The organism is Vibrio sp. S11_S32 (assembly GCF_014694465.1).
In the GTDB taxonomy this organism is placed as follows: Bacteria; Pseudomonadota; Gammaproteobacteria; order Enterobacterales; family Vibrionaceae; genus Vibrio; species Vibrio algicola.
In genome coordinates, this window is record NZ_JAAUWS010000063.1 from 1 (window position 1) to 11,413 (window position 11,413).

Below are 11,413 nucleotides of genomic sequence, written 5' to 3' on the forward strand. Positions count from 1 at the left end.
GGCCTCTCAGCATGGTCAGTTGTGTCCGAAATCGTCACAGCCGTGACGAATCGACAGCCCTACCCAAACGTATTCGGTTTTTAACGTTCACCAGCCCTGTCAATAGGGTGCTGGTGAACGCTTACAATATTTTCACCTGTTCTTGATGTCGATTTTAACTGTTAAGCTTTTATACCCGTCTTACTTGAAGCTGCAGCTTTGTTGGCTGCGCTAACTCACCCATATCACTTAGGCAAGCTAAGCTCATGGGGCTTCGTTTATTTGCCGCCTCACTGCAACTTCAATTACTTTGGGTATACATCTTCAATCATGACTCTTTGCTTCCAAACCAAATCACTAATGCCATCGCTCGGGGTAAATCCTGCCGGGGTATTGATCAATATCTCACGAATAAGGTCATGGTCAAAGTCGTGACAAGCTTTATCGAGCTGTTCGAGCAATCGCTGGTATTCTTCACTGCTAATGCACACTTCTGATGCGGTCATAATTCGCTCGTGCGAGGTTTCACTCACATCATTACCAATCAATAACTCTTCATATAATTTCTCACCAGGGCGTAAACCGGTGAATTGAATTTCGATATCACCATGCGGGTTACTCTCGGATTTCACTTCTAAACCAGACAGGTGAATTAAGTTTTCAGCTAAATCTGTGATGCGTACGGGTTCGCCCATATCAAGAACAAACACATCTCCGCCTCTTGCCATCGCGCCGGCTTGGATAACCAATTGCGCGGCTTCAGGAATGGTCATAAAGTAACGAATAATATCAGGATGGGTGACTGTTAATGGTCCACCTTGTTCAATTTGTCGCTTAAACAATGGGATCACCGAGCCTGACGATCCTAAAACATTACCAAAACGAACCATACAAAAATCGGTTCCATGTTCTTTTTTTGCTTCTTCTTGTGCTAAAGCCTGTAACCCCAATTCGGCAATACGTTTAGTCGTGCCCATCACATTGGTTGGGCGCACGGCTTTGTCGGTAGAAATAAGAACAAAGGATTTTACCCCTGCCTCAATGGCCGCTTTAGCGCTGTAATAGGTACCGAAGATGTTATTTCGAATACCTTCAACCACGTTGTACTCTACCATCGGGACATGTTTGTAAGCGGCGGCATGATAAACCGTCTCGACCGAAAAGTGTTTCATGGCTGTCGCAAGGCGATTAATACGCTGCACTGAGCCTAGTAACGGGTAGATAGGAATAGATAAGCCGTTTTCAGCTATGTAAGTACTCAGCTCTTTATCGATTTTATACAGCGCAAACTCAGATAACTCGAATAACACTAATGCTTTGGGTTTTTGTTGGATAATCTGACGACAAAGCTCGGAACCAATCGAACCACCGGCGCCCGTTACCATCACCACTTTATTTTTTATATTTAATTCTAATAGTACTTTTTGCGGCATGACAGCTTCACGCCCCAATAAATCTTCAATCGGCACATCACTTAATTGATCAATGGTTGCCTTGCCCGACACAATATCGCTCATTGCAGGAACGGTTAACACTTCGACCGGATAAGGCACTAAGGTATCGATAATTTCTTTTCGTTGTGATCGAGTTGCACTAGGCAGCGCCAGCAGGATTTTTTTAATATTGTAGCGTTTAATCAGATATTGGATGTTTTTCGGTTTATTCACCGTCAATCCTTGGATCACTGTGTTTTGCAATGTTTTATCGTTGTCGACGAAAGCACGTACTCGATAATCTGAAGAAGAACGCAATGCAATCGCTAACTGACGACCAGAGCTGCCAGCGCCATAAATTAATACTGGCTCCAGCCCTTTGGTATATTGCTGCGAAACCAACACGCGAACGATTAAGCGAGAGCCACCACACATCAAGCAAAGAAATGCAGTATAGATGATGGGAATAGAACGCGGCACATAGGCATCAAGATAAAACGCACATATTGCAACCGTAGTACCGGAAATAATGGTACCAACACTAACAACAAATAATGCATGAAAGGTTAAGTAACGCAGAATAGCTCGATATAAACCCAGCTTGGTAAAACAGAGTAACGTAACCGCTAATGTCGCCAAGAGCACATATAAATTATCATTTTGGAACACCGCGTGGGTATGCCCCAACCGAGCCCAATAAGCCGCGACAAATGCGAGAGTGACAAAGAATGCATCGATAATGAGACTAATGATTCGTTTGTTGAATCGAGATAACGACCAAATGTAGTTAAGTTTTATCATAGACCTAGCGGATCTCTTCTATTCTTGTTGCTAAAAAACCAAAAACGCCAGCGATAAACTGGCGTTGTTAGAAAAGTCTTCATTGTGAATAACTATTATTTCGAAGGCTTAACCGCATCACCACTACCACTACCTGTAGCAGTCATGATTATATACTTAAAATATAAGGATAAGGTTAAAGTATCGATCATTTTTTTATCTGTTTTGGCTAGCAGTTCAGGTGTAGACATATCAATGTTCTGAACCTGGGCTAAACCGGTGATCCCTGGTAGTACATCGTACACTTTCAGTGCATCGCGCTTTTCAATCAACTCTTCTTGATTAAATAGATTAGGACGCGGCCCTACTAAGCTCATCTCGCCTTTCACCACATTAATCAATTGAGGAAGCTCATCAATCTTTGTCTTGCGTAAAAAAGCACCTAACTTAGTAATAGAGGCATTATTGGCTAAGTGGCTTGCCACCGATTTGGTTTCAACTGACATGGTGCGAAATTTGATCAATTTAAATGGCTTTTTATTTTTACCAACTCGAGTCTGCACAAACACAGGCGAGCCCGTATCAAATAGCCCAATGATCACAACAATCAAAAGAATGGGCCATAAGAAAAGTAAGCCGAAGAAGGCCGCGAAAAAGTCGATAAGTCGGATCATTTATTTTTACTCTGATTTGGTGTTGAAGCTTGGTCTGAAAGTAAAGACATAGCCTGCTTCATGGTATAGGGTGCTTTCCAACCAAGAATATCGTAAGCATTTGATGTGTCAACTTGTAAGTCATCCAATAATTGCCCAGCCATTGCCGACTTACCCAGTAATTTAGCGGCAAATTTCATTATGACGCTTGGTACTGGCAGCTGAATTAATTTTTTACCTTGTCCTTCGGCTATAGCATTAGTAAATTCTTTTATGGATACCGTTTCACCATCAGATGCTAAAAAAATATGCCCTGATGCATTTGGATGCTCGGCACAAGCAACCAATAAATCAACAAGGTTTTGTACCGCGATAAAATCACGCTTATTATTCAGCAAACCGAAAGGTAAAAAGGGTACTTTTTTAACTAATGCTGTCAAAGCCCCAAAATTACCAGGAGCGTTCACACCATAAACTAAAGTCGGACGTACAATCACCACCTCTAGGCCCGTTTCATCTGCAATTTTTTTTAAGCCAACTTCTGCATCATACTTTGATTGAGCATAAGCATTATGTGGGCATGCCACTTGCTCTGGTTTGAATACACTATTATGCGTCACGGTACCATTAACACCGATTGAACTGACAAAAACAAAACGCTTGACACCAGCTGCCGCCGCTTCAGCTGCTAAATGTAAAGTACCATGAACGTTAACTGATTCATAATCTTCAGCGGTGTAATCATGGTTATGAGCCAAGCCTGCAAGGTGGATGATTGAGGTAATGTTTTTGAAAACTCCGTCCCAACATGTAGATGCACTAATTCTATCAACGACAAAATAATCTTGATACTCATGATGTTCTAACGACCTAATAACCGCCCTAAAATCAAGGGTAGTTGCTTTAAAGTTAAGTCCAACAAAGCCAGTGCAGCCAGTAATCAACACTTTCCCCATAACTAAAATAACCTTTTAAATGAAAATAATATCACTGCGAAGAAAAACATGATTTTCTCCAAAGATTTCCTTCTACATTTACCCCCTAAGAATGCCAACTTAAGCAGACTTAAAGAATCATTTGCTCGAAGAAGTTTTAAAGGTTTATTATTTTGATCTAAATAATTAGCTTGATTTATTACCTTTATAAAAGCGTCTTCACTTAATACTGATGTCACTCTTGTTAAGATAGATTTCAAACCGCTATTAGCACCGACAACATTATCAGAGTGTTGCCGATAGCGCATTCGAGATACAGGATCTATTACCCATTTAAAACCATTGGTTCGACAAAAACTATAACAAAACCAATCATGCAACCATAGGTTATCTTGTTCTTCAATATTGGACTTTAATTTACCTCTTATTGATTTTATAGCTTCTTGAGAAAATACAAAGGTGCATCCAGGACCTGCTGATTCAAAAATATAATCGAATTCAACCTGTGGTGCACTCTTAACTATAACTTTCTCTCTACCATCGGACCAAAATGCAGTAACGTTACTTGAGTATGCATGTGCTTGATGCTTACTCATAAAATTAACAGATTCAATCAATTTGTCATCTAACCAAATATCATCTTGATCTGAAAAACTCACATAATCATAATCATCAAAAGGGACATTCTGAATCAAATGGAAAAAATTTTTACCAGCACTACCAAATTTTTCACCGTAAGGTAATAACTTTATATTTTCATATTTACCCATGTAATCGTTAATTATTTCTAAAGTATCATCTTTAGACACGTCTAAACTAATGTAAATATCAACGCTTACACCTACCTGAGCTAGAATTGAATCCAACTGCGTTGAAATATATTTCCCACCATTATAAGTGGCTAATAATATGCACACTTTATCCATTATTAATAATCTAAACCTTAAAATGTAGAAACAAAAAAAACTTTGTAATCAAATTCTTAGAAAATGACGACTTTATTTTTTTTGATTTTAATAGGAAATAAAACCTATCTTTTAATCCTTTGTTCTTGTAATCAGAATAAAAGCTTAACAGATATAGCTGATATTCACTCAACAATAACCTTTCTTTATCAGTAAGAGACATATTAAATGCTTTAGTTTGATTTATTACAGATAACAAATTACTGCGACTTTGTTTAAATTTAGAGAAGAAATTGGAGACAGATAGCGGCTTACTAATACCAATTGTATTCGAATCATGCTGCCTATATAATAATGTGCTTTTATCTAAAAAAATTATATTATCATGTAAAGAAGCATACAATAATATCCACCAGTCATGCATTACACTATCATTAGAAAAAGTTTTCACTAACCTATCCACCGCTGGCTTATTTATAAGCATCACACAACCTGGAGAGCAATTTTGAAGAAATAAATTCTCAATATTAAGTGACCAATTTTTAGGAATGTGTTCAAAATCATAAAATGAGTCAGCTAATACATTTAAATTTTGTTCAACAACTGTCAAATCTGAACAAACTATACCTGGTTCATTTTTATCTAACTTACCAGCCACTTCAAAGAAGTTTTTTATTCTATCCTTAGGCCATACATCATCTTGATCACATAGAAATACAAAATCAGCATCACTTTTAGTTAGCCCATTAACAAAATTAAAGCCAGGACCATTTCTTAACTTATTTTCAAATATATGGATTCTAGAGTCATTTATACTTTTAATAATATCTATAGTGTTATCTGAAGAACCATCGTCTGAAATTAAAATCTCATTAATTAAACTTGAACCTTCAGATTCTAATATTGATGTGATTTGTTCATATATATATTTACCGCCATTATATGATGCGATAACAACACCTAGCTTCATTTTTCCACCTTCTTTTTAAATAAAGACAAAAATACATATAACGGAAAATAAATTATTATGACTGCATAAATTGTAGAAAGTAATAATGATATGTCTGCATATATATTTGTTAGTAAAAAAAACGACGAAGAGAATAATAACATTCCAAAGATCCCAAATTTAGAAACAATACGATGTAAGTTACTTCTCAACCAAAACAAACAACATCCAAATAAGAAAATAATAAAATATTTAGCATATCCAATGGAAAGAGCAAGAACTATTGGAAGCTGTCCATTCGGTCCAAAAGAAACCAGATCATCTCCAGTTGCAACTGAAACAAGTTCAGCTCCTAGTGGAAAGGGGTGCTGTACTAATTTCAACATTGAAAGTAAAGGTTCAAATAAATAATAGATTAAATTTATTTGAACCATTTTGCTTTCTAAATGAAAATGATACCAAAAATAAAAAGCATCACCAAAAGCAATCATACGAATCAAAAACAATTCAAATATTACATTAAAACTTGTCGACTTGCTAATTAAAGAAAAAACAATAAACACAACAATAATTGTAAATAATAACAACCAATATGTTGCAGTTTTCATTCTCTTAGCTTTCTTATTGTATGGAGCAAGACATGATACGAAGCCAAATATAAAAACCAATGGTAAAATTGATGACTTTGAACCTGTAGAAACCAGAATGAAAGAAGATATAATTATTATAAACCATAAAAACATTTTCTTGACAGTTGAATTATCATTTAAAATAAGAGATAACAACGAAAATAGACAACAAAATACAGGTGTTGTCATATGTATAAATCGAACAATGCCGAAACCCCCAGAATAAAGCATGATCTTACTTTGATCAGGATTATCTGAAAGAACTGGAATACCTCTAAATAGCCATAGTATTAATGTAGCCAAAACCATAATAATTGTTATCGTATAGAAAATTTGAAAATCTATAGCTCTAAGCCTAAGTAACAGAGCTTGATGATAACTATTCATTGAGATTGGCTTAATAAAAAGAGCTGGAAGCAAGAAAGCCAAGTTCATCACAGATATATCCAATATTGGGAAAACATTCCATTCACTAGAAAAAAAAGCTGTAGACCAGGCAAATGAATTAAATCCAATAAAGAAAAACAATGGATCAAAAATACTATAAATATGTTTTTTTACTAAAAAAAATTGAATCAAAAAAAGAATAAAGCAAAGTAATGAGTAATACAGAAAATTATGCTCTACTATTCCTATAGCAAACTTGACTAGATAACTCATATTTAGTAACTTTTTTTTAAAAGATAAAGAATATATTGATCAATATATAACACAAAGTTAATTACACGTCTGCGGTCACTAGCAGTTAAAACCTTATTAAACTGAATCTTTCTTTTATCAAAAAAACTCAAATCAGTTCTGGTTAATATTTCTTGATTAAGCTTATTGTAATCATTTAATAATCGAGGGTTAATTTCCCCATTAGAGACGCCATTTAGAGAGTAATCAATAGTTTCCTCTTTTAATCTTCCAATTTTCATCCCTAATGTAAGTATTTTAATAAAAAATGGATAGTCCTCTAATAAATCATATTTCTCATCGAATACTCCTACTTTTTTAAAAATTGAGCGTGCATAATAAGTAGAAGCTCCCGAAATAATATTACCTCGAATTAATAAAAACTTTAATACATCCTGTTCTTCCATGAAAAAGAAGGTATTAAGCTTTGTTTTTTCTTTTTTGTCTTGAGTGTGCCTCATTGCTGAAATCACTTCATAATCAGTGTTATTAAACATATCTACAATAGTTTGAATTGATGTTTTTTTGTAAAAATAGTCATCTGCTGATAAGGGGATTATTATTTCCCCACAGGAATTATTTATTGCAAGATTAAATGCCTTTACAGTCCCAAGATTCACTTCATTAATTATTATTTTATAGTTAATTTTCGTTTCTACTAACACACTTTCAATATATTCATAATCAAATAAGGTACTACAGTCATCAACAACAACAATCTCCATATATAAGTCATCATTCACTTTCTGAGTGCCCACAGACTTAATCGCCTTAGCTAATAAACTGTAGTTATTATACGTCAGACAAATAATAGATATTTTCTTTATCATAATTTAAATTAAACTCACATAAAACACATTAATATGACCAACTCAGACTATACGTCGAATAAAGCAACGAATGAATAACAAATAGCAACTATAATTAATCAAATACGCCATATTAGCACCTTGTACACCATATGAATTTATTAAAAAATATGAAATAACAACAAATAATAACGAAAATATTATTTCCGTACTAACAAACCACTTAAATCGCCCATTTGATAACATAGGATAAGCGTATAACCAACTAGCAATTTTTATCACATCACCACAAAGCTGTATTGCAAACAGGTTACGTGCGGATTTGAATTCATCTGTAAATAAAATCCAAATTGCTACATCTCGCAATAAATAAATGATTAATGCCATAATGGAAATAATAGGGATAATAATTTTCACCGTATTATTGATTTCTTTTATAATAGCATCAGCACCAGTCAAGGATGATAACCTAGGTAGATAATATGTACCTAAAGCCATGGTTATCACACTAAGGTAAACCTCTGAGATCTTCCATACTGCTTGCCAATGTCCTGCTTCTTGCCACCCGACTTGTGATACTAAAATATTTCGAATTAAGATTAAAGATATTGGGACTGTTAAAGCAGAAGTTATTGCCATCAATACATAGCCGCCAATAGCTTTACCTGCAGTCGTGTCCGTTTTCCCCCACCAATAGGATAACTTAAACCAAGGTTGCTTCAAGCACATGACCAACATGATCACACCTATCAATGCTGATTGGACAGCGGCTGCAAATAAAGCCCCCTGAATATTTGAATAGATAATCATACCGATCATAGTGATACTAGAGACTACCGCCGATAACATCCCTAATACAACGTAACGTTTATAGTTTTGTTGGCCATTAATAACAGAGTTACACAATGTGCCAATAGCCGTTATTGGCAAAGCGATTACTGTAACTTGTATAATCCAATTATAAGCAGGATCTTTGAATAGCCAAATTGACAGCTGTTCTGATACTAATAAACCGATAGGGAGTACGACTGCTAATATTAATATAAGCCATTGTAATGATGCTCTCCACCATGGTGCACAAGATTCATATCCTTTATTGTATTTCTCTGCCGTATAACGAACAACCCCAGTTCCAACAGGCGCGCTAACGATACCATTAAGACTTGTAACCATACTCTGAACTTGCCCTAGCATGGCCATTCCACTAGGGCCGGTATATATCGCAACCACTTTCGCAATAACAAAACCCATCACCATTTTAAGCAAGGTCAATAAACCCGTCATTGCTGTTATTTTTAAGAGGCGTTTCATCTTTTAAATTGGTTAACGATAGAAATTACTTGTTCAACGTCTTGTTTTGTCATTATTGGGGAAAGTGGTAATGACAATACTTCCTTATGGATAGATTCGGTTAAGGATAATCTAATATCATTCCAATTTGAATAGGCTTCTTGCTTATGAGGCGGTGTTGGATAATGTATCAATGTTTGAACACCATTCTCCTTCAAATACTTTTCTAGCACTTCACGTTGACTTATTTTAATAACAAATAGATGCCAAACATGCGCATCATGATCATCGACAGTAGGCAATTGAATAGCAGGATTTTTTATACCATCTAAATAGGCTTTGGCTACCAAGCGTCTTGCTTCTATTTCTTTATCTAAATAACGTAATTTTACACGCAACATTGCTGCTTGAATTTCATCAAGACGACTATTAAGCCCCTTATAGAGATTTTTATATTTTTCGTGTGAGCCATAATTGCGTAAAGCAGAAATTGTTTCAGCTAGTTTTGTATCATTGGTTGTTACCGCACCAGCATCACCCAAAGCACCAAGGTTTTTCCCTGGATAGAAACTAAACCCTGCCGCATCACCAAGGCTACCGACTTTTTTAGCATGACCATATTGCCCCTGATATACAGCTCCATGCGCTTGTGCACAATCTTCAATAACTTTGAGATTATGTTTGGTTGCTATTTGATTAATCTCATCCATATTTGTAACTTGACCATATAAATGGACAGTTAAGATAGCTTTAGTTTTAGATGTAATCGAGGCTTCTATTAAGCTAGGATCCAAATTGAAAGTATCGATGCTAGGTTCAACTAAAACAGGGGTTAGCCCATTTTCAGAAATAGCTAATATAGAGGCAATATAAGTGTTTGCAGGCACAATGACCTCATCCCCTTTTTGCATTACCCCCATTTCGATATAAGCTCTGAGTATAAGAATCAAAGCATCTAACCCATTAGCAACCCCTAAACAATGTTCAGTTTCACAATAGCTCGCAAATTCTTTTTCAAATTCAGTCACTTCATACCCAAGAACATACCAACCAGAATCAATCACTCTGGCACAAGCTTGTTTTAATTCATCTTCATATTGTTGGTTTATTGCTTTTAAATCTAAAAACGGGATCATTATTTTATCTCTTTAGCTGGATTTCCAACCACTGTGGCATTATCTGGAACATCTTTAGTAACAACTGAGCCAGCCCCTACCATTGCCTTTTGACCAATAGTAATACCAGGTAATATAGTAGCATTAGCTCCAATAGATGCCCCCATTTTTACTATTGTTTTTAAAAAATTTTGAGGATACATTTTTGAGCGAGGATGCAAGTCATTCGTAAAAGTAACGTTAGGACCAACAAATACATTATCTTGTATTTCTATTCCATCCCACACATGAACACCACTTTTTATAGTCACGTTATTACCAATCACAACATCATTTTCAATTAAACAATGAGAACAAATATTACAGTTACTACCAATTACCGCACTTGGCAAAACAACACAAAATTGCCAAATACTTGTATTTAAGCCAACGTTATCTGATTGAACATCGCTCATTTTATGAATCATAACTTCACCAACGTCAAAAACTCACTATAATCACGCACATAATCATCTTCCTCATAATGTTCACTGGCTAATACTAATAAAACACAGTCATGGCTAAAATCGTGCATTTCACGCCAAATCAAATTTTCGAAATATAAGCCTTTTGTTGATGAATCCAACCAAACATCTTCTCGCTTAGTGCCATCATCCAAAAGCATTCGGCATTTTCCTGTGACGCAAACCGCTACTTGCTTAAGGTTTTTATGAGCATGGAAACCTCGTGAAACCCCTTTTTGAGTGCCAAAAATGTAATACACGCGCTTGATATCAAAAGGAATGCTTTTATTGGCTTCTAATGCAACTAACGAGCCTCTGTCATCCCCTAGTGCTGGGAAATCAATTAGTTGAATTAAACTACTCACATTTACCTCGTGTAATATCTAGCTTAACTAGGATTATCGCATCTTGGTCTTTCGCAGATAACATTGGTACTTCATCAATCGGCCATTGAATAGCTATTTCAGGATCATCCCATCGAATCGATATTTCAGCGTTTGGATTATAATAATCCGTACATTTATATACAAATTCGGCCTCATCAGTTGTCACATAAAAACCATGCGCAAAGCCTTCTGGTACCCAAAGTTGTCGCTTATTTTCAGCAGAAAGATACTCTCCAACCCACTTCCCAAATGTAGGTGAGTCTTTACGAATATCAACCGCCACATCAAACACTTCACCAGAAACAACTCTTACCAACTTTCCTTGAGTATTTTCTGTTTGATAATGAAGTCCTCGTAAAATCCCTTTCT

At 35.7% G+C, this 11,413-nt stretch carries 12 protein-coding genes; all 12 read right to left on the reverse strand.

What is annotated here, in order from left to right; translation table 11 throughout:
* Window positions 1-284: 284 nt before the first annotated feature.
* Window positions 285-2,213: a polysaccharide biosynthesis protein gene (locus tag HC723_RS15375; protein ID WP_190339700.1), complete on the reverse strand. Its 1,929-nt coding sequence runs from the start codon at window positions 2,211-2,213 to the stop codon at window positions 285-287.
* 95 nt (window positions 2,214-2,308) lie between these two features.
* Window positions 2,309-2,866, reverse strand: a complete 558-nt coding sequence (locus HC723_RS15380; RefSeq protein ID WP_190339701.1) for a sugar transferase — start codon at window positions 2,864-2,866, stop codon at window positions 2,309-2,311.
* Window positions 2,863-3,801, reverse strand: coding sequence for an NAD-dependent epimerase/dehydratase family protein (locus HC723_RS15385; RefSeq protein ID WP_190339702.1), 939 nt, complete (start codon window positions 3,799-3,801; stop codon window positions 2,863-2,865). Before HC723_RS15385 ends, HC723_RS15380 begins: the two co-directional genes overlap by 4 nt.
* 2 nt (window positions 3,802-3,803) lie before the next feature.
* Window positions 3,804-4,706: a glycosyltransferase gene (locus tag HC723_RS15390; RefSeq protein WP_190339703.1), complete on the reverse strand. Its 903-nt coding sequence runs from the start codon at window positions 4,704-4,706 to the stop codon at window positions 3,804-3,806.
* Between the two features lie 10 nt (window positions 4,707-4,716).
* Window positions 4,717-5,655: a glycosyltransferase family 2 protein gene (locus tag HC723_RS15395; RefSeq protein WP_190339704.1), complete on the reverse strand. Its 939-nt coding sequence runs from the start codon at window positions 5,653-5,655 to the stop codon at window positions 4,717-4,719.
* Window positions 5,652-6,923, reverse strand: coding sequence for a hypothetical protein (locus HC723_RS15400; RefSeq protein WP_190339705.1), 1,272 nt, complete (start codon window positions 6,921-6,923; stop codon window positions 5,652-5,654). The genes HC723_RS15395 and HC723_RS15400 overlap by 4 nt, the downstream gene beginning before the upstream one ends.
* A gap of 2 nt (window positions 6,924-6,925) precedes the next feature.
* Complete coding sequence (locus tag HC723_RS15405; protein ID WP_190339706.1) at window positions 6,926-7,771, reverse strand: glycosyltransferase family 2 protein; 846 nt, start codon at window positions 7,769-7,771, stop codon at window positions 6,926-6,928.
* 42 nt (window positions 7,772-7,813) lie between these two features.
* Complete coding sequence (locus HC723_RS15410) at window positions 7,814-9,061, reverse strand: O-antigen translocase (RefSeq protein ID WP_190339707.1); 1,248 nt, start codon at window positions 9,059-9,061, stop codon at window positions 7,814-7,816.
* Window positions 9,058-10,176 (reverse strand): DegT/DnrJ/EryC1/StrS family aminotransferase, encoded by a 1,119-nt coding sequence (locus HC723_RS15415; RefSeq protein WP_190339708.1) that lies wholly within the window; start codon window positions 10,174-10,176, stop codon window positions 9,058-9,060. The genes HC723_RS15410 and HC723_RS15415 overlap by 4 nt, the downstream gene beginning before the upstream one ends.
* The gene (locus HC723_RS15420; RefSeq protein WP_190339709.1) at window positions 10,176-10,622 is read right to left on the reverse strand and encodes an acyltransferase; all 447 of its coding nucleotides are present in this window, start codon (window positions 10,620-10,622) and stop codon (window positions 10,176-10,178) included. Before HC723_RS15420 ends, HC723_RS15415 begins: the two co-directional genes overlap by 1 nt.
* On the reverse strand, window positions 10,619-11,023 hold the full coding sequence (locus tag HC723_RS15425; protein ID WP_190339710.1) for a WxcM-like domain-containing protein: 405 nt from the start codon (window positions 11,021-11,023) through the stop codon (window positions 10,619-10,621). The genes HC723_RS15420 and HC723_RS15425 overlap by 4 nt, the downstream gene beginning before the upstream one ends.
* A partial coding sequence (gene rfbC, locus HC723_RS15430; protein WP_190339711.1) for a dTDP-4-dehydrorhamnose 3,5-epimerase occupies window positions 11,016-11,413 on the reverse strand: 398 nt, incomplete at its 5' end. The genes HC723_RS15425 and rfbC, both read right to left, overlap by 8 nt.